This is a genomic window from Defluviimonas salinarum, from assembly GCF_026013545.1.
Classification (GTDB): Bacteria; Pseudomonadota; Alphaproteobacteria; order Rhodobacterales; family Rhodobacteraceae; genus Albidovulum; species Albidovulum salinarum.
Map to the genome: position 1 here is coordinate 16,915 of NZ_JAPDOG010000017.1, position 19,456 is coordinate 36,370.

The 19,456-nt window shown below is 69.9% G+C and carries 18 protein-coding genes and 1 riboswitch; all 18 genes read left to right on the top strand.

The genetic code is table 11. The annotated features are described in order from the left end of the window. Positions 1-2: 2 nt before the first annotated feature. The 18 genes from OM960_RS17040 (at position 3) to OM960_RS17125 (ending at position 19,331) form a co-directional block, all read left to right on the top strand. Entirely contained in the window at positions 3-1,415 is a 1,413-nt protein-coding gene (locus OM960_RS17040) for an APC family permease (RefSeq protein ID WP_263338640.1), read from the top strand. Between the two features lie 55 nt (positions 1,416-1,470). Next, positions 1,471-2,166, top strand: coding sequence for a hypothetical protein (locus OM960_RS17045; RefSeq protein ID WP_264772795.1), 696 nt, complete (start codon positions 1,471-1,473; stop codon positions 2,164-2,166). Further along, on the top strand, positions 2,163-2,462 hold the full coding sequence (locus tag OM960_RS17050; protein ID WP_263338646.1) for a hypothetical protein: 300 nt from the start codon (positions 2,163-2,165) through the stop codon (positions 2,460-2,462). The genes OM960_RS17045 and OM960_RS17050 overlap by 4 nt, the downstream gene beginning before the upstream one ends. A 148-nt stretch (positions 2,463-2,610) precedes the next feature. Beyond that, positions 2,611-3,507 (top strand): class II glutamine amidotransferase, encoded by an 897-nt coding sequence (locus OM960_RS17055; protein WP_263340961.1) that lies wholly within the window; start codon positions 2,611-2,613, stop codon positions 3,505-3,507. A gap of 2 nt (positions 3,508-3,509) precedes the next feature. Further along, the gene (locus OM960_RS17060; protein ID WP_264772796.1) at positions 3,510-4,193 is read left to right on the top strand and encodes a GXGXG domain-containing protein; all 684 of its coding nucleotides are present in this window, start codon (positions 3,510-3,512) and stop codon (positions 4,191-4,193) included. A gap of 10 nt (positions 4,194-4,203) precedes the next feature. Continuing rightward, positions 4,204-5,547 (top strand): FMN-binding glutamate synthase family protein, encoded by a 1,344-nt coding sequence (locus tag OM960_RS17065; RefSeq protein WP_263340966.1) that lies wholly within the window; start codon positions 4,204-4,206, stop codon positions 5,545-5,547. Between the two features lie 100 nt (positions 5,548-5,647). Next, positions 5,648-6,988 carry a type III glutamate--ammonia ligase gene (gene glnT / locus OM960_RS17070; RefSeq protein ID WP_264772797.1) on the top strand — a complete coding sequence of 447 codons (1,341 nt, stop codon included), beginning with the start codon at positions 5,648-5,650 and terminating at the stop codon, positions 6,986-6,988. Between the two features lie 187 nt (positions 6,989-7,175). Further along, positions 7,176-8,243 (top strand): pyruvate dehydrogenase (acetyl-transferring) E1 component subunit alpha, encoded by a 1,068-nt coding sequence (gene pdhA, locus OM960_RS17075; RefSeq protein ID WP_263339409.1) that lies wholly within the window; start codon positions 7,176-7,178, stop codon positions 8,241-8,243. After that, positions 8,236-9,216, top strand: coding sequence for an alpha-ketoacid dehydrogenase subunit beta (locus OM960_RS17080; protein WP_263339412.1), 981 nt, complete (start codon positions 8,236-8,238; stop codon positions 9,214-9,216). The genes pdhA and OM960_RS17080 overlap by 8 nt, the downstream gene beginning before the upstream one ends. Beyond that, positions 9,213-10,322, top strand: a complete 1,110-nt coding sequence (locus OM960_RS17085; protein ID WP_264772798.1) for a dihydrolipoamide acetyltransferase family protein — start codon at positions 9,213-9,215, stop codon at positions 10,320-10,322. The genes OM960_RS17080 and OM960_RS17085 overlap by 4 nt, the downstream gene beginning before the upstream one ends. Next, positions 10,315-11,421 (top strand): Glu/Leu/Phe/Val family dehydrogenase, encoded by a 1,107-nt coding sequence (locus OM960_RS17090; RefSeq protein WP_263339418.1) that lies wholly within the window; start codon positions 10,315-10,317, stop codon positions 11,419-11,421. The genes OM960_RS17085 and OM960_RS17090 overlap by 8 nt, the downstream gene beginning before the upstream one ends. An 80-nt stretch (positions 11,422-11,501) precedes the next feature. Then, positions 11,502-13,964 (top strand): Lon protease family protein, encoded by a 2,463-nt coding sequence (locus OM960_RS17095; protein ID WP_264772799.1) that lies wholly within the window; start codon positions 11,502-11,504, stop codon positions 13,962-13,964. After that, positions 13,961-14,713, top strand: a complete 753-nt coding sequence (locus tag OM960_RS17100) for a hypothetical protein (protein ID WP_263339424.1) — start codon at positions 13,961-13,963, stop codon at positions 14,711-14,713. Before OM960_RS17095 ends, OM960_RS17100 begins: the two co-directional genes overlap by 4 nt. Before the next feature lie 78 nt (positions 14,714-14,791). Next, positions 14,792-15,007: riboswitch (cobalamin riboswitch) on the top strand. 160 nt (positions 15,008-15,167) lie between these two features. Beyond that, entirely contained in the window at positions 15,168-16,181 is a 1,014-nt protein-coding gene (locus OM960_RS17105; protein ID WP_264772800.1) for an ABC transporter substrate-binding protein, read from the top strand. Beyond that, on the top strand, positions 16,178-17,233 hold the full coding sequence (locus tag OM960_RS17110; protein ID WP_264772801.1) for a FecCD family ABC transporter permease: 1,056 nt from the start codon (positions 16,178-16,180) through the stop codon (positions 17,231-17,233). Before OM960_RS17105 ends, OM960_RS17110 begins: the two co-directional genes overlap by 4 nt. After that, a complete protein-coding gene (locus OM960_RS17115; protein WP_263339430.1) occupies positions 17,230-17,991 on the top strand; it encodes an ABC transporter ATP-binding protein in 762 nt (253 codons plus the stop codon). The genes OM960_RS17110 and OM960_RS17115 overlap by 4 nt, the downstream gene beginning before the upstream one ends. Before the next feature lie 9 nt (positions 17,992-18,000). Beyond that, complete coding sequence (locus tag OM960_RS17120) at positions 18,001-18,795, top strand: class I SAM-dependent methyltransferase (RefSeq protein WP_264772802.1); 795 nt, start codon at positions 18,001-18,003, stop codon at positions 18,793-18,795. A 98-nt stretch (positions 18,796-18,893) separates the two neighbouring features. Then, entirely contained in the window at positions 18,894-19,331 is a 438-nt protein-coding gene (locus OM960_RS17125) for a hypothetical protein (RefSeq protein WP_264772803.1), read from the top strand. The last annotated feature ends 125 nt before the right edge of the window (positions 19,332-19,456 follow it).

A 19,456-nucleotide genomic window follows, 5' to 3' on the forward strand; every position in this document is an offset into this window, starting at 1 on the left:
TCATGGTTGAGACTGCAACGCAAATCCCCGCAAGCATCGACGCGAGCACACCCGAGAAGGTCGGCCTTCTGAGGGTGCTCGGCCCCGCCCATGTCTGGGCGCTTGGCGTCGGCATCGTGCTCGTCGGCGAATATATGGGCTGGAACTTCGCGGTCGGGAAGGGCGGCGCCTATGCCGCGCTGATCGCCTGCTGGTTCGCGGGCGTGCTCTACACCTGCGTCGCCATGATCGACAGCGAGGTCACCTCGACTGTCGCCGCGGCGGGCGGGCAATATACGCAAGCCAAGCATATCGTCGGGCCGCTCATGGCCTTCAACGTCGGGCTCTACCTCGTCTTCGCCTACACGATGCTCGAGGCGGCGAACGCGATCACGGTGGGCTTCCTCATCGACACCGTGGCGGTGATGACGGGACATGACGGGCTCGACCAGCGCCCCTTCATCATCCTCGCGATCATGTTCCTTGCCTGGCTCAACTACCGCGGCGTGCTGGCGACCTTGAGCTTCAGCCTAGTGATCACCGCCATCGCCTTCTCGGCGATCATCATCCTCTTCCTCGCCACCGCGCCCTTCATGGGCGACAGCCCGCTCCGCCATGCCGAGCTGATGACCGATCTGCCCTATGGCTGGCTCGGCGTGCTCGCCTCGATGCATTTCGGACTCTGGTACTACCTCGGCATCGAGGGCACGACCCAGGCGGCCGAGGAGGTGCGCTCGCCCGCCCGCGCGCTGCCGTTCGGCACGCTCGCGGGGATCATCACGCTCCTCATCGCGGCGACGCTGACCTGGTATGTCTGCGTCGGCCTGATGCCGTGGGAATATCTCGGCCAGGCGGGCGTTCCGCTCTTCGACGCGGCGCGGCTGTCGGGCTCGACCTTCCTGATGGTGCTCCTGGGCATCGGTACGCTCTTCGCGACGCTCGCCTCGGCCAACGGCTGCATCTGCGACGCCTCGCGCGCCTGGTTCGCGATGGGCCGCGACCACTACCTGCCGTCGTGGTTCGGCGCGGTGCATCCGACCTACCGGACGCCCTACCGCTCGATCATCTTCCTCGTCCCGATCGCGCTGATCTTCGCGCTCGGCGCGCCGCTCGACCAGGTGATCACCTTCTCGATCCTCTCGGGGCTCCTGGAATACACGTTCATGCCGCTGAACGTGATCCTGTTCCGGCGGAAATGGCCGCTCGAGACGATCAAGCGCGGCTACGAACATCCGTTCCACCCGATCCCGGCCATCGTGCTCCTCTGCCTCTGCGGCGTGGCCTTCTTCGCGGTGTTCCTCGGCTATGGCACCCAGCTCGTGGCGATGGTGAGCTTCTACGTCATCGTCTCGCTTTGGTTCCACTTCTGGCGCTACCGCTTCGTGAGCCGGGCGGCGCAGTTCTCCATGCCGTGGCCGCGCCCGGCGGGATACTGACGACAAGGACCGGCCCGTCTCTGACGGCGGGCCGGTTGCAACGGGAGGGATGCCGATGGAACAACTGCTGTTCGGGCTGCTCGCCGCCGCTCTCGGCGCCGCGCTCGCGGTCCAGTTGTGGCGGGGCCGTGGCGCCGGACGCCGCCGTGCCGCGACCCGCGCGCGGTTCTTCGACGCCTGCGCCGGACATCTCGGTGGCAGCCGGATCACCATCGCGCCGACCGGTTTCCCGCGTCTCGGCGGACGCTACCGGGGCCTGCCCGTCGATCTCCAGGCGGTGCCCGACACGCTCACCTTCCGCAAGCTGCCGGCGCTCTGGGTTCTGGTGACGCTGCCCGGGCCGCTGCCGGTGCGGTCGACCTTCGACCTGATGATCCGCCCGACCGGGGTCGAGCCCTTCTCGAACTTTAACCGCCTGCCCGACCAGATCGACGCGCCCGAGGGCTTCCCGCCCGACTGCGCGGTTCGCACCGACGCGCCCTTGGCCCTGCCGGACGAGGCGTTGCTGCGCCGCCACCTCGGGCTCTTCGCCGCCGCGCGCGTCAAGGAGCTGGTGATCTCGCCCAAGGGCCTGCGCCTCGTCTGGCTCGCCGAGGAGGCGCATCGCGGCCGCTACCTCCTCTATCGCGACGCCGAGATGGGCCAGACTCCCTTCCCGCCCGAACAGGTGATGCCGCTGCTGGATGCGCTCATCGCGCTCAGGGCGGATATCCTGAACGCCGAACTCTCCGAAGAGCGACTGAGCGCATGACCATGGCACCGCGCAGGCCCGTCAACCCCTACCTGGTGCTCGTCGCGGCGATTCTCCTGCCCGGAACCGGGCAGGTCCTGAACCGCCAGCCGGTTCGCGGGCTGATCTTCCTGTTCTTCATGCTCCTGCTCGGCGGTTTCACGCTGAAGACCGCCGCGGCGGACGTCTCGCTCGTCGGCAAGTTCGCCGGCGGGATCTTCGTCTACGCGATGGCGGTCTTCGACGCCTACAGGCACGCGCGAATCCGCGCCGAACTCTGGCACTTTGCCACGAAAACCGGTTCCCAGAGCGCCTGACCAGCATCGCAAACCGGCATCATCCCGCGCCGAGCCGCCCGGATTTCTGTCGAACAAACTTTCCTCTCCATAATATTTGTTTCTTCGTAGTTGATGTGTGTATGGAATGGTGCTAGCGTTTTGGGGAGACGATCCAAGGGAGTCGAAGATGTGCGGGATTGTGGGACTGTTTTTGAAGGACCGGTCGCTGGAGCCTCGGCTCGGGGCGCTTCTGACCGAGATGCTGGTGACGATGACGGACCGGGGTCCGGACAGCGCCGGGATCGCGATCTTCGGGTCGGATGCCGATGACGAGGGCAAGTTGACGGTGCAGTCGGCCGATCCGGCGCGCGATTTCGCCGGGCTTGCCGAGGCGCTCGGCGAGGCGGTCGGGGCGGCGGTGACGCTGGAACAGAAGGACAGCCACGCGGTCCTGCGGATGCCGCTCGGCGCGCTCGGCGCGGCGCGGGCGGCGCTTGGCGAGCTGCGCCCCGGGGTGCGGGTGATGAGTGCCGGCGACATCATCGAGATCTACAAGGAGGTCGGGCTGCCGAAGGACGTGGCGGCGCGCTTCGAGGTGTCGAAGATGAGCGGCCGCCACGGCATCGGCCACACCCGCATGGCCACCGAATCCGCGGTCACGACGATGGGGGCGCATCCCTTCTCCACGGGGCCCGACCAGTGCCTGGTGCACAATGGGTCCCTCTCGAACCACAACGGGCTCCGGCGCGAGCTGAAGCGCGAGGGGATGCGCTTCGAGACCGAGAACGACACCGAGGTCGCGGCCGCCTATCTCAGCCACAAGCTCGACCAGGGGCTGAGCCTCGGTGCGGCGCTCGAGGCCGGGCTCGAGGATCTCGACGGGTTCTACACCTTCGTCGTCGGCACCAAGGACGGCTTCGGCGTGGTGCGCGACCCGATCGCCTGCAAGCCCGCGGTGATGGCCGAGACCGACCAGTACGTCGCCTTCGGCTCGGAATACCGGGCGCTCGTCAACCTGCCCGGCATCGAGACCGCCCGCGTCTGGGAGCCCGAGCCCGCAACCGTCTATTTCTGGAACCACTGACCATGCAGACATTCGACCTCTCCAAGAGCAGCCTGCGCGAGCTCAACGCCACGCTTCACGCCCAGAAGGCCTCGACCAACCAGACCGCCTGGGAGATCGCCAACCCGCGCGGCCACCACGCGATCGCGGTCGGGCTCGACGCGCCGATCGAGGTCACGGTGAAGGGCTCCACGGGCTATTACTGCGCCGGCATGAACAAGCAGGCCACCGTGGTGGTGAAGGGCTCGGCCGGGCCCGGCGTGGCCGAGAACATGATGTCGGGCACCGTCATCGTCGAGGGCGACGCGAGCCAGTATGCCGGGGCGACCGGCAATGGCGGGCTTCTCGTGATCAAGGGCAACGCCTCGTCGCGCTGCGGCATCTCGATGAAGGGCATCGACATCGTCGTCTACGGCAATATCGGCCACATGTCGGCCTTCATGGCGCAGTCGGGCAACCTCGTCGTCCTCGGCGATGCCGGCGACGCGCTCGGGGATTCGCTCTACGAGGCGCGGCTCTTCGTGCGCGGCTCGGTCAAGAGCCTCGGCGCGGACTGCATCGAGAAGGAGATGCGGCCCGAGCATCTCGAGATCCTGCGCGAGCTCATCGAGCGCTCCGGCGCGCCGGCCAGGCCGGAAGAGTTCAAGCGCTACGGCTCGGCCCGCAGGCTCTACAACTTCCACATCGACAACGCCTCGGCGTATTGAGGAGATGGCCATGAAAGACGAAAAGAAGGCGGCGCAGATCCCGCAGACCACGCCGCGCCAGTCCTGGACCTTCTCCAACGAGATGAACTCCGAGATCCGCCGCGCGGCGGCGACCGGGATCTACGACATCCGCGGCGGCGGCTCGAAGCGCAAGGTGCCGCATTTTGACGACCTTCTGTTCCTCGGCGCCTCGATCAGCCGCTACCCGCTCGAGGGCTACCGCGAGCGCTGCGACACCAAGGTCGTGCTCGGCACCCGCTTCGCCAAGAAGCCGATCGAGCTCGACATCCCGATCACCATCGCCGGCATGTCCTTCGGCTCGCTCTCGGGCCCGGCCAAGGAGGCGCTCGGCCGCGGCGCGACGCTCGCCGGCACCTCGACCACGACCGGCGACGGCGGCATGACCGAGGAGGAGCGCGGCCATTCCAACAAGCTCGTCTACCAGTACCTGCCCTCGCGCTACGGCATGAACCCCGACGACCTGCGCCGCGCCGACGCGATCGAGGTCGTGGTCGGCCAGGGCGCCAAGCCCGGCGGCGGCGGCATGCTGCTTGGCCAGAAGATCTCCGACCGGGTCGCCAAGATGCGCAACCTGCCGAAGGGGATCGACCAGCGCTCGGCCTGCCGGCACCCGGACTGGACCGGGCCCGACGATCTCGAGATCAAGATCCTGGAGCTGCGCGAGATCACCAACTGGGAGAAGCCGATCTACGTCAAGATCGGCGGCGCGCGGCCCTATTACGACACCACGCTCGCGGTCAAGGCCGGCGCCGATGTCGTCGTCCTCGACGGCATGCAGGGCGGCACCGCGGCGACCCAGGACGTGTTCATCGAGCATGTCGGCCAGCCGACGCTGGCCTGCCTGCCGCAGGCGGTGAAGGCGCTGCAGGACCTCGGCATGCACCGCAAGGTGCAGCTGATCATCTCCGGCGGCATCCGCTCGGGCGCCGATGTCGCCAAGGCGCTGGCGCTCGGCGCCGACGTCGCCTCGGTCGGCACCGCGGCGCTGATCGCGCTCGGCGACAACGATCCCCATCTCGAGGACGAATACCGCGCCCTCGGCACCACCGCCGGCGCCTATGACGACTGGCACGAGGGCAAGTGCCCGGCCGGCATCACCACCCAGGATCCCGAGCTGATGGCCCGGCTCGACCCGATGGCGGCGGGCCGCCGGCTGGCGAATTACCTCAAGGTGATGACGCTCGAGGCGCAGACGATCGCCCGGGCCTGCGGCAAGAATCACGTCCACAACCTCGAGCCCGAGGATCTCTGCGCGCTGACGATCGAGGCCGCGGCGATGGCCGGCGTGCCCTTGACCGGCACCTCCTGGATCCCCGGCCGCGGCGGGTTCTGACCCGCCCCGGCCCCGGGGACCGGGACCGGGCTCACGGACCGGGACCAGGACGATGAACGAGACAAGAACCGATACACCGACAACAGGGAGAAGTGGCACCATGGCACGGGATATGGCCACAGCGACAGGGACCGGGACGCGCGACCTCGCCGAATGGGCGGCCGAGCGCGGCGTGAAGTACTTCATGGTCTCCTACACCGACCTCTTCGGCGGCCAGCGCGCCAAGCTCGCGCCTGCCGCCGCGATCAACGACATGGCCGCCGACGGCGCCGGCTTCGCCGGCTTCGCGACCTGGCTCGACCTCACCCCGGCCCATCCCGACATGCTCGCGGTGCCCGACCCGGCCTCGGCGATCCAGCTGCCCTGGAAGCCCGAGGTCGCCTGGCTCGCCTCGAACTGCGTGATGGACGGCGCCGACCTCGCCCAGGCGCCGCGCAACGTGCTGCGCCGCCAGATCGAGAAGGCGGCCGAGCTCGGGCTCCACGTCAAGACCGGGGTCGAGCCGGAGTTCTTCCTGCTCAGCCCCGACGGCGCCGAGCTCTCCGACGCCTATGATACCGCCGCCAAGCCCTGCTACGACCAGCAGGCGGTGATGCGGCGCTGCGACGTGATCGCCGAGATCAGCGACTGCATGCTCGGCCTCGGCTGGGAGCCCTACCAGAGCGACCACGAGGACGCCAACGGCCAGTTCGAGATGAACTGGAAGTACGACAACGTGCTCGCCACCGCCGACAAGCACTCGTTCTTCAAGTTCATGACCCGCTCGATTGCCGAGAAGCACGGCATGCGCGCGACCTTCATGCCCAAGCCCATTGCCGGCAAGACCGGCAACGGCTGCCACGCCCATATCTCGGTCTGGGACGGATCGGGCCGCGTCAACGCCTTCGCCGACAACTCCAAGGAACTGGGGCTTTCCGACCAGGGCCGCGCCTTCCTCGGCGGGATCATGAAGCACGCGAGCGCGCTCGCCGCGATCTGCAACCCCACCGTCAACAGCTACAAGCGCATCAACGCCCCGCGCACCATCTCGGGCGCGACCTGGGCGCCCAACTCGGTGACCTGGACCGGCAACAACCGCACCCACATGGTGCGCGTCCCCGGCCCCGGCCGCTTCGAGCTGCGCCTGCCCGACGGCGCGGTCAACCCCTACCTGCTGCAGGCCGTGATCATCGCCGCCGGGCTCTCGGGCATCCGCACCAACGCCGACCCCGGCCCGCGCCACGACATCGACATGTACAAGGACGGCCACACCGTCACCGGCGCGCCGAAACTGCCGCTGAACCTGCTCGACGCGATCCGCGCCTACGACGCGGACGAGGAACTGAAAGAGGCCATGGGACCCGAGTTCTCCGCCGCCTTCATCAAGCTCAAGACCCAGGAATGGAACGCCTACGCCTCCCACTTCACCCAGTGGGAACGCGACAACACCCTCGACATCTGAACCACCCCCTTCCCTCCCCCCAAACTGCCGCCGCAATCAAATGCGGCGGCCCTTTCTTGCGGGGGAAGGAAACCGCGGCGCTGCGCTGCGTCAATGTGGCCGCCCGCGGCGGGCCATAGGCTGCTATGATGACGAGACGCGCCGCGGCCTGCGGCCAGGTGCAGCGGCGGCGCGGGGAAGGGGAGCCATGTCCACCCGGGCCGCGAGTTTCCGGATCGATTGCAGCGCGTGTCTCGACGCGACAGGCAAGCCGATCGGCAAGCTGCCGGATTTCGCCGAGGATGCAAACACGCTCGCCGCGCTCTACGGCGCGATGGTGCGGACCCGCGCCTTCGACGCCAAGGCCATCGCGCTGCAGCGGACCGGGCGGCTCGGCACCTACGGGTCGAGCCTCGGCCAGGAGGCGATCGGCGTCGGCGTGGCGAGCGCGATGCGCGTTGAGGACGTGCTCCTGCCGTCCTTCCGCGAGCATGGCGCGCAGCTCTGGCGCGGCGTGACGCTGGAGGAGCTGTTCCTCTACTGGGGCGGCGACGAGCGCGGCAACGACTTCGCGGGCCCGCGCCGCGATTTCCCGGTCTGCATTCCGGTCGGGACGCAGTTTCCCCATGCCGCCGGGGTCGCACTGGCGATGGTCCAGCGCAAGGAGTCGGGCGTCGTGGTGGCGATGGGCGGCGACGGTGCCACCTCGAAGGGCGACTTCTACGAGGCGCTGAACCTTGTCGGCGCCTGGGACCTGCCGGTCGTCTTCGTGATCAGCAACAACCAGTGGGCGATCTCGGTGCGCCGAAGGGAGCAGACCGGGGCGCAGACGCTGGCGCAGAAGGCGATCGCGGGCGGTCTGCCCGGCGCGCAGGTCGACGGCAACGACGTGATCGCGGTCCGTGCTGCGACCGAGCGCGCGCTCGCGCACGCCCGCGCCGGCGAGGGCGGAAGCCTGATCGAGTGCCTGACCTACCGGCTCGGCGACCACACCACCGCCGACGATGCCAGCCGTTACCGCGAGGATGAGGAGGTCAGCGCGCACTGGAAGGAGGAGCCGCTGGTGCGGCTCCGCAATCTTCTCGTCGCGCGCCACGGCTGGGACAAGGCGAAGGAGGAGGCGCTTCTGCGCGAGGTGCGGGCCGAGGTCGAGGCGGCGGCCGATCGCTATCTCGCCATCGAACCGGCGCCGCGCCGGGCGATGTTCGACCATCTCCACGCAACCCTGCCGCCCGACCTCGCCGCGCTGGCCGAGGAGGCGGCGGGCGATGGCTGAGTTGACCATGATCGAGGCGATCCGGGCGGCGCTCTCCCATGCGCTTGAGACCGATCCCGACGTGATCCTCTTCGGCGAGGATATCGGCATCGATGGCGGCGTCTTCCGCGCCACCGACGGGCTCATGCAGCGGTTCGGCTCGGCGCGGGTGCGCGACACGCCGCTGTCGGAGACGGTGATAGCCGGCATGGCGGTGGGCGCGGCCGCGATGGGGCTGAGGCCGGTGGCCGAGATCCAGTTCTCGGGCTTCCTCTATCCGGCGCTCGACCAGCTCGTGAACCATGCGTCGCGGCTCAGGAACCGCACCCGCGGGCGGCTCACCTGCCCGATGGTGCTGCGCGCGCCCTATGGCGGCGGCATCCGCGCGCCCGAGCACCATTCGGAGAGCCCCGAGGCGATGCTCGCCCATATCCCCGGCTTGCGCGTCGTGATCCCGGGCTCGCCGGCACGGGCCTACGGGCTTCTCCTCGCGGCGATCCGCGATCCCGATCCGGTCGTGTTCCTCGAACCGAAGCGGATCTACCGCGCGGTGAGCGAGGCGGTGGAGACCGATGGCGCGGCGCTGCCGCTCGACCGGGCGTTCCTCGTTGCCGAGGGCGAGGACCTCACGCTCGTCGCCTGGGGGGCGATGCTGGCCGTGGCGGACGAGGCGGTGGCGCGACTCGCCGAGGAGGGCATCTCGGCCGAGCTCATCGACCTCGCCACGATCAAGCCCTACGACCGGGTGGCGGTGCGGGCCTCGGTCGCCAAGACCGGGCGCTGCGTGATCGTGCACGAGGCGGCGCTGACGACGGGGTTCGGCGCCGAGATCGCGGCTGACCTGGCCGAGCATTGCCTGACGCATCTGATCGCGCCAATTCGCCGGGTCGCGGGCTACGACACGGTCATGCCCTATCTCAGGCTCGAGGCGCAGTACCTGCCGGATACCGGACGCATCCTTCGAGCCGCCCGCGAGGTGATGGAGTTCACATGACGACATTCAGGCTTCCCGACCTCGGAGAAGGGCTGATGGAGGCGGAGATCGTCGCCTGGCAGGTCTCGGTCGGCGATCATGTCACGACCGACCAGCCACTCCTGACGGTGGAGACCGACAAGGCGGTGGTCGAGATCCCGGCCCCCTATGCGGGCACCGTCAGGGCGCTTCTGGCCGACCCGGGCGAGGTGGTGGCCACAGGCGCGCCGCTTGTGGAGATCGACACCGGCAAGGGCGCGGACACCGGTGCCATCGTCGGCGACTTCGCGGCGCCCGAGCCGGCACGGCCTACCGCGCCGGTTCGGGTCGCGCACAAGGCGCCAGCCAGGGTTGCCGCCGCGCCGGCGGTGCGGCGGCTCGCCGAGGAGCAGGGCGTCGACCTTGCGGCGCTCAAGGGAAGCGGGCCGGGCGGGGCGATCACCTCGGCCGATGTCCGGGCGGCGACCTCGGGCCTCTCGGGCGGCGCGGAGCTTCGTGGCGTGCGCCGGGCGATGGCGCGCGCGATGGCAGCGGCGCACCGCTGCGTCGTGCCGGCGACGGTGACCGACCGCGCCGATATCCACGGCTGGCCGCCGGGCGAGCCGCCGACGCCGCGGCTCGTCCATGCCATCGTCGCCGCCTGCCGGGCCGAGCCCGCGCTCAATGCCTGGTTCGACGGGACGCGGCGGCAGCTTCACGACCATGTCGACCTCGCGGTCGCGGTGGACACGCCCGACGGGCTTTTCGCGCCGGTGCTGCGCGGCGCCGAGGCAGCGGAGAACGTCGCCGCGGAGGTCGCATCCCTTCGCCGGGCGGTGGAGGCCCGCACGCTCGCGCCCGAGGATCTCAGGGGCGGCACGATCACGCTGTCGAATTTCGGGATGATCGCGGGCGAGCATGCGGCGCTCGTGGTGACCCCGCCGCAGGTGGCGATCGTCGGCGCGGGGCGGATCGCCGAGGCGGTCGTCGCAGTCGGCGGTGCCCCGGCGGTGCGACGGCTTCTGCCGCTGTCGCTGACCTTCGATCATCGCGCCGTCACCGGCGGCGAGGCCGCGCGGTTCCTCGCCGCGCTCCGCGCCGATCTGGAGCGGCCGGCGATCAGCGGAAAGGAGGCGGGCGATGGATGAGGTGTTCGGCTTATGTGACGAGTTCGGTCCGCAGAAGGTCGTGCATGTCGACAACCCCTCGACCGGTCTCCGGGCGATCGTGGTTATCGACAGCATCGCCTGCGGCCCGGCGATCGGCGGCACGAGGATGGCGCCGGACGCGACACTCGAGGAATGCGCGCGGCTCGCCCGCGCGATGACGCTGAAGAACGCCGCAGCCGGCCTGCCGCACGGCGGCGCGAAATCGGTGATCCTCGCCGACCCCGCGATGCCCATTGCGCGCAAGCAGGCGCTGATGCGCAGCTTCGCGGTGGCCATTGCCCAGCTCTCCGACTACACGCCCGGACCCGACATGGGCACCGACGAGACCTGCATGGCCTGGGTCAAGGACGAAATCGGCCGCGCCGTCGGCCTGCCGCGGGTGCTGGGCGGCATTCCCCTCGACGAGATCGGCGCGACCGGCTTCGGGGTCGCGGTGGCCGCCGGAGTCGCGGAAGGCTTCTCAGACATCCGGCTCGACGGCGCGGCGGTGGCGATCCAGGGCTTCGGCGCGGTCGGCCGCCATGCGGCGCAGTTTCTCGCCGGGAAAGGCGCGCGCCTGGTCGCGGTGGCGGATTCGAAGGGCGCAGTCTTCGATCCCAAGGGGCTCGACCTCGCGCCGTTGAACCAACTGAAGGCAGAGGGCCGGAGTGTCGCCGAGCTGGACTCGAAACGCGCCGGCCCGGCCGAGGCGGTGATCGGCGCCGACTGTGATATCCTGATCCCGGCGGCGCGGCCCGACGTGATCACCGAGGCCAATGCGGCGTCGGTCCGGGCTGCGGTGGTGATCGAGGGCGCCAACATACCGGCGACGGACGCGGCAGAGGCGATCCTGCACCGGCGCGGCATCCTCGTCCTGCCGGATTTCATCGCCAATGCCGGCGGGGTGATCTCGGCCGCTGTGGAACTTGCCGGCGGCTCCGAGGCACAGGCGATGGACAGCATCGCCGAGAAGATCGCGCGCAACACCCACGAGGTTCTGGAGCGCGCAGAGGCCGGCGGCCTGACCCCGCGCGCCGCCGCCCTCGCGCTGGCCGAGGCGCGCGTGATCGAGGCGATGGCGCTCCGCCGCGTCTTCTAGGCGGGCTTGACCGGGATCATGGCGGGGGTGGGGGCGGACCGGCAGGCTTCGCTGGAGAGCGCAAATGGGGGGCTTGAGCGATGGCATTCAACCCAGCGGAAATACCGGGTCTCCCCGCCGAGGAGCTGGCCCGGCGCTGCGATCCGGCAGAGCTGCCGTTCGGCGCCACCGACGAGATCGAGGGGCTTGACCAGCTCATCGGTCAGGACCGGGCGATGGACGCGATCCGGCTTGCTGCCGAGATGCGGCATCGCGGCTTCAACCTGTTCGTGCTGGGACCGACCGGAACCGGGCGCCGTTCCGCGGTCGACCGGCTTCTTGCCGAGCAGGCGCAGAAGCTGCCGGTGCCGGACGACTGGGCTTATGTGAACAACTTCGACGCCCCGGACAAGCCGCGCGCCCTTCGGTTGCCGCCAGGCACTGCGCAACGGCTCAGGGGCGCGATGCAGGGGCTCGTCGACGACCTCGCGATCGACATCCCGGCGCTCTTCGAGTCCGACGAATACCAGACCCAGCGCCGTGCGCTCGACGAGGAATACGGCGAGCGCCAGGAAACCGCGATGGCCGATTTCGTCGAGAAGGCGAAGGCCGAGAATGTGGCACTCCTGCGCACGCCGATGGGGTTCATGCTGGCAGCGATCCGCGACGGAAAGGTCGTCAAGACCGAGGATTACGACAAGCTGGACGAGGCCGAGCAGCAGGCGATCGACGAGAAGATCGCCCGGCTTCAGGAGGAACTTGCCAAGGTCCTGCGCGAGGCGCCGAAGCTCGACAAGGAGTTGCGCGGCAAGATCGAGATCCTGCACGCGAGCATGGCCGAACGCGCGGTCTCGGCCCGTGTCGGCGAGCTCAAGGCGGAGTTCTGCGATATCGCCGCGGCCTGCGCCTATCTCGACGACGTCCACAAGGACATGATCGCCAATGCCGAACTGTTCCTCGCCGCGCAGGCCAATGCCAAGTCCGGCCCGTTCCCCGAGGCGATCCGCAAGTACCACCGCGAGCCGCCCTTCGAACGCTATGTCGTCAACGTGATGGTGTCGCGCGACGGGCCGGAGGCAGGCGGCGCGCCGGTCGTGGCCGAGGATCTGCCGACGCTCGATCACCTCACCGGGCGGATCGAGCATGTTTCGCAGATGGGCGCGCTGATCACCAATTTCACCCTGATCAAGCCCGGCGCGCTGCACCGCGCCAATGGCGGCTACCTTGTGCTCGACGCGCGCCGCGTGCTCACCGAGCCCTTCGCCTGGGAAGCGCTGAAACAGTGCCTCAAGAACCGCTCGATCGCGATCACCTCGATGGCCGAGCGGCTGAGCATGGTCTCCACGACCTCGCTGCAACCCGATCCGATCCCCCTCAGGGTGCGGGTCGTGCTGATCGGCGACCGGGTGCTGCATGCGCTCCTGGTGATGCTCGATCCCGATTTCGCGGACCTCTTCAAGCTGCAGGCCGATTTCGAGGAGTCGATCGACCGGACGGGCGACACGGTCGTGCCCTTCGCCCGGCTGATCGCGGCCCATGCCGTGCGGGACGGGCTGAAGCCCTTCGCGGCGGCGGGCGTGGCGCGGATCATCGACGAGGCGACCCGGATCGCCGACGACAGCAAGAAGCTGACCCTGCATCTCGGCGCGCTCTCCGATCTGATGCGCGAGGCCGACCACTATGCCGGCGAGGCCGGGCGCGCCCGGGTCGAGGCCGAGGACGTCGCCCGCGCCGTCCGCGAGAAGGACCGGCGCGCCTCGCGCGTGAAGGACCGGATGCAGGAGGCGGTCACGCGGGGCACGATCCTGATCGACACCGACGGCGCGAAGGCCGGGCAGGTCAACGGGCTGTCGGTCATCGGGCTCGGCGATTTCCGCTTCGGGCGGCCGTCGCGGATCACCGCGCGGTGCCGGATGGGGGCGGGCAAGCTCATCGACATCGAGCGCGAGGTGGAACTTGGCGGGCCGCTCCACTCAAAGGGCGTGCTGATCCTCGCGGGCTACCTCGCCGCCACCTACGCGCTCGACGCGCCTTTCTCGCTCCACGCGAGCCTCGTCTTCGAGCAGAGCTATGGCGGGGTGGATGGCGACAGCGCCTCCTCGGCCGAACTCTATGCGCTCCTGTCGGCACTCTCGGAGCTTCCGGTGGCACAGGGTTTCGCGGTGACGGGATCGGTGAACCAGACCGGGGACGTGCAGGCGATCGGCGGCGTCAACGAGAAGATCGAGGGCTTCTTCGAAACCTGCCTGACGCGCGGGCTGACCGTGCGGCAGGGCGTGCTGATTCCGAAATCGAACGTCGAGCACCTGATGCTGCGCGACGATGTGGTCGAGGCCGCCCGCGCGGGCAGGTTCCGGGTGATCCCGGTCGCGTCGATCGACGAGGGCATCGCGATCCTCACCGGGCGGGCGGCGGGCGCCCGGGATGCGACCGGCGCTTTCCCCGAGGACAGTGTAAACGGCCGGGTCGAGGCGCGGCTGCGCGAATATGCCGAGGCGCGGCGGCGGTTCGGCCGCACCGGCCGCGGCGAGGAGGGCGGGGGCGGCGAGGGGGATGCGCCATGAGCGCGGCGACCGTGACGCGGCGGCGCATCCTCATCGGCGCGGGCTCCTTCGCTGATGCCGAGACCGCCATCGCCATCGCCGAACGCATCGCCGAGGCGGTCGCCGCCGATCTCGGCGGTGTGATGGTCGAGGAACCGGACGCGGCCGGGGTCGCCGGCCTCCACTGCCAGCGCGTCGTCACCTCCTCGGGCATGCTGATGGTCGCACCCTCCAGCGCCCAGATGCGGATTCTCGTGGCCAGCGACGCGCGGGCGTTCCGCGCCCGCCTGGCGCGGGTGGCCGAGGCCCGCGCGCTCCACTGGAGCTTCGAGCGGCGCAGGGGCGAGCTTGTCAGTGGTCTCTGGGAGGCGGCGCGGAGCTGGGACCTGCTGCTCCTCGGCCACCGTCCGGTCCATCGCCGGCGCGGCAGCGTCGTCGCGATCCTGCCGACTGGCGCGAGCGAGAGCGACGCGCGTGCGCTGGGCGAGACGCTGGCCTCCGCGCTCGGGACCGGGATCGTGACGATGGGGCCGATGGCCGGCGCGGAGGCGGAGGCCGAGGAGGCGCTCCTGCGCCGGGTCGGCCGGACCAATGCCGCCGTGGTGATCGTGGATCTCGCGGCGGGCCCGTTTCGCGGCCCCGACGCGCTGCGCCGGTTGCTGGACGCCGCGCGCTGCCCGGTGCTGGTGATCGGCGCCGGGAGGGCGCCGGCAACGATTGCCCATACGACTCAGATCCCGCCCGCCCCGCATGAGGACGGTTCGACCTGAGCGCGCAAGTTCGGGCAGCCTATGTCGTTCCGGGGCGGGAAGCGGTCGGAACCGGCTTGACAGCCCAGCCGGGCAAAGGGCATGACGGCTGCCGATGGTCCCGGCCAAGCCAAGCGCGGCCGGGTGAAAAGGGAACACGGTAAGGAAGAGCCGCAAGGGCGCCGAAGCCGTGACTGCACCCGCAACTGTAGGCGGCGAGCGACCCCCGGATACCACTGGCCCCAAGACGGGCCGGGAAGGTGGGGCGAGCATGGACCCGCAAGTCAGGAGACCTGCCATCGACGAACGTAGCCAGACCGGGCGGGCTGCCCGGGGAGGGTGTCGATGACTTGTGCCGGACGCGGTCCCATGCCGGGCGCTGCCTTGGCAGGCCATCATCCTTGCGTCGCGATGCGCGGCGCGGGGTCCTTCCCCTGTTGCCCTCCGGTCGCCACCTGACCCCGAGGGAGACCCCATGTTCCTGCGCACCGGCCTGACGGCCATGCTCCTGTCCTCCACCGCCGCCGTCGCGGCGGAAGGCCCCACCCAGTACCCGCTCACCATCGAGAACTGCGGCGAGACGATCAGCTTCGACGCCGCCCCCGGCGCGGCGGTGAGCGTCGGCCAGGCCGCGACCGAGATCCTCTATTCGCTCGGCCTCGGCGCCAAGGTCGCCGGCACCTCGGTCTGGTTCTCCGAGGTCCTGCCGGAATTCGCCGACCTCAACGCCGGGATCGAGCGGCTCGCCGACAACGACCCGAGCTTCGAGAGCGTCGTCGCAAAGAAGCCGGGCCTGGTCGCGGTACAATACGAATGGCACGTCGGCCCCGAGGGCATCGTCGCCACGCGCCAGCAGTTCCACGACCTCGCGATTCCGACCTACATCCTGCCCACCGACTGCGTCGCGAAGGACAACTCGACCGGCGCCGACGGCACCCGGCTTGCGATGTTCTCGACCGCGAGCGTGCATCAGGGCATTCGCGAACTCGCCGCGATCTTCGACGTGACCGCGAATGGCGAGGCGCTCGTCGCCGACCTGATGGCGCGCGAGGCCGCTGCCGTCGAAAAGGCACAGGCGCTCGGCCTCAAGGACGCCTCGGCGCTCTTCTGGTTCTCCTCGACCGAACTCGCCGCCGATCCCTTCGTCGCGGGCCAGAAGGGCGCGCCGGGCTACATGATGGAGAAGCTCGGACTCAGGAACGTCGTGGAAAGCGACGAGGAGTGGCCGACCGTCGGCTGGGAGACGCTGGCCAAGGCCGACCCGACCGTGATCGTCATCGCCAGTATGGACCGCCGCCGCTTCGAGGCCGACGACGCCGAGAAGAAGCTCGAATTCCTCAAGACCGATCCGGTGGCGAGCCAGATGACGGCCGTCAAGGAAGGCCGCATCGTGGTGATGGACGCCCAGACGATGGACGCGACCATCCGCAGCGTGAGCGGCGTTGAAGAACTCGCCGACGCGCTCGAGTCCTACGGGCTCGCGCAATGAGCCTCGCCGTCGCGGGTTCGGGCGGCGCGGGCCGCCGCATCGGTGCGTGCGGTCTGGCGCTGGCCGGGCTCGCGGCGGCGCTTCTAGCTGGCGTGGTGATCGGCGAGACGGCGCTGCCGCCTCTGACCGTCCTCCAGGTGCTGGCCAACAAGGTTCTCGGCGCCGGGTACGCGCTCTATCCGGTGGACGAGGGCATCATCTGGAACTACCGGCTGACGCGGGCGATCGTCGCGGCGGCCTGCGGTGCCGGTCTCGCAGTGTCGGGCGTGGTTCTGCAGGCGCTTTTGCGCAACGCGCTCGCCGATCCTTACGTGCTCGGCATCTCGGCCGGGGCCTCGACTGGGGCGGTGGCGGTGACGATCGCCGGGCTCGGCGCGGGCCTCCTGTCCCTGTCCTTCGGCGCCTTCATCGGCGCGGTCCTCGCCTTCGGCATCGTCGCGCTGCTCGCCCGCGCGGCGGGGGGCGGCGCGGGGGCGGCGGGCGCGGCGCAGATCGTGCTGGCCGGGATCGCGGGCGCGCAGCTTTTCAACGCGCTGACCGCGCTCATCATCGCCAAGTCGGCCAATTCCGACCAGGCGCGCGGCATCATGTTCTGGCTCATGGGCAGCCTCGGCGGCGTGCGCTGGCCCGATGTCTGGCTCGCGGTGCCGGTTGCGGTGGCGGGCGTCCTGATCGTGGCGCTCCATACCCGCGCGCTCGATGCCTTCGCCTTCGGCTCGGAAGCCGCCGCCTCGCTCGGCGTGCCGGTGCGGCGGGTGCAGGCGGCGCTGATCGGCTCCTCGGCCCTGATCACGGCGGTGATGGTGTCGATGGTCGGCGCGATCGGCTTCGTCGGCCTCGTCATCCCCCATGCCGCGCGCTTCCTCGTCGGGCCGCGCCACGGGCGGCTCATCCCCGCCTCGGCCTTCATGGGGGCGGTGTTCCTGATCCTCGCCGACATCCTGTCGCGCGTGGTCATTCCGGGCCAGGTTCTGCCGATCGGCGTCGTCACCGCGCTCGTCGGCGCTCCGGCCTTCGCGGCGATCCTTGTCAGGGGAGGGCGGCGGCTGTGATCGACGCACATGAACTGAGCTTCTCCGTCCGTAACCGTCGGCTCCTCTCCGGCGTCACGCTGGGCCTCAAACCGGGCGAGACGCTCGGTCTTGTCGGGCCGAACGGCTCGGGCAAGTCGACGCTGCTGCGTCTTCTGGCCGGGCTGACGCGGCCCGAGGCCGGCGCCGTGAGGCTCGACGGCGCGCCGCTGGCGAGCCTGCCGCGCCGCACCGTGGCGCAGCGCGTAGCCTTCGTGGCGCAGGCCGCCGAGACCGCCGAGCGGCTGACCGGCCGCCAGGTGGTGGAGCTGGGCCGCACGCCCTGGCTCGACGCGCTGGCACCCTGGTCGGAGGCCGACGAGAGCATCGTCGACGGCGCGCTTGCCACGGTCGAGATGCTGGATCTGGCCGAGCGGCAGTGGGGCACGCTCTCGGGCGGCGAGCGGCAGCGGCTCCACATCGCCCGCGCGCTGGCGCAGCGGCCCGATATCCTCCTCCTCGACGAGCCGACCAACCATCTCGACATCCGCCACCAGCTCGCGATCCTGCGCCTCGTGGCCGAGCTGCCGGTCACCAGCGTCATCGCGCTCCATGACCTCAACCAGGCGCGGATCTGCGACCGGATCGCGGTTCTTCACCAAGGCCGGCTCGTGGCGCTCGGCCCCGCCGAAGAGGTGCTGACTCCTGACCGCCTGCGCGCAGTCTTCGGTGTCGCCGCGCGGGAACTAACCGATCCCGCCGATGGAAGCCGCCTTCTCCATTTCCACGCCATCGCCTGACCGGATCCCATGACCCAGCATCCCCGGCCCATGCCCGGCCTTGCCAACCACACGCTCCGCGAGGAGATCCGCGACTACTGGTCGCGCCGGTCGGAGACCTTCGACCGCGCCTTCGGCCACCGAATCGCGCCGGGGCCCGAGGCTGCGGCCTGGGCGCAGCCAATGCGCGACCATCTCGGGCCCGAGCCGCTCAGGGTGCTGGAACTGGCCTGCGGCACCGGAGAGGTGACACGGCTCGTCCATGATCTCGGCCATGACGTTACTGCGCTCGATTTCTCCGAGGCGATGCTGGCGGTGGCCAAGGCAAAACACGTGGGCAAGGCGCGGCTGCGCTTCCTTCTCGCCGATGCCGGCCAGACGATGGAGCCGACGGCGCGCTACGACGCGGTGCTCTGCCGCCATCTGGTCTGGACCCTGACCGAGCCCGAGGCGGCCTTCACCGACTGGCACCGGGTGCTTCGGCCCGGCGGGCGGCTTCTCATCTACGACGGCGACTGGGCGCGGCCGAAGCTCTCGGGCCGCTGGGCCGCGAAGGCACTCGCGCTCTGGGAGCGGCTCTCGCCCGATCCCGATTACGACGGCGCGCTGGGCGAGCGCCACGCTGCGATCATGGAGCGCCTGCCGTTCGGCGACGGGCTCACCGCGGCGCGGCTCGCGCCGATGCTGGGGGCGGCGGGCTTCACCGACATCCGCACCCAGTCGCACGAGCCGATCGCCCGCGCGCAACGCCGGACGAACGGGCTGCGCAACCGGCTGCGCACCCGTGTCTACCAACGCTTCATCCTGACCGCGCGGAAGGGATGACAATGACCCCACCGCCGCACTTGACCCTTGTCAATGTCGGGCCTGCGCCTTTGGGCAAGATTACCCTCGGACAGCGCGACCCATGCAGGAGGATGAAAATGGCCAAGCCCAAGCTCGACACCAACCCCGCCATGGATTTCGGTCGGCAGGCCATGGCGGCTTTCAGCCTCAATCCGCTGGCCGGACCGCCGGTGCACCAGTTCTGGGAGGTGCAGGAGAAGCTCCTCGACGAGGCCGAGGAGTTCACGCGGCTCTGGTTCGTGCGGCGGCACGCGGCGGCGCGGACGGCGATCAAGGCGAGCAAGGAAGCGATGGAGCGCGGTGGCTCGGACCCGACCGCGGTGTTGCGTATGGTGAGCGAGTGGCAGGCCCATTCCGCCGAACGGCTCACGGAGGACATCCGGCAATGGACCGAGCTCTGCTCGCGCTGCGCCGGACATCTCGCGCTTGGCGAGGTGGCGGCGGGCGAGGAGGCGCTGGAGAAGGCGTCCAAGGAGATCGCCAAGGCCGAGGCGAAGCACGCGACGCCGGTCTGACGGGCTTGGCAGTCGGCGGGTCGGCTGGACGAGTTACCGCGCATAGGCGGGGCTGACCGGCCAAGTCGGACGACTTGCGCTGCCCGGTCGGGGGCTCCGGGGTGGTTCTTCACGGGATGACGGGA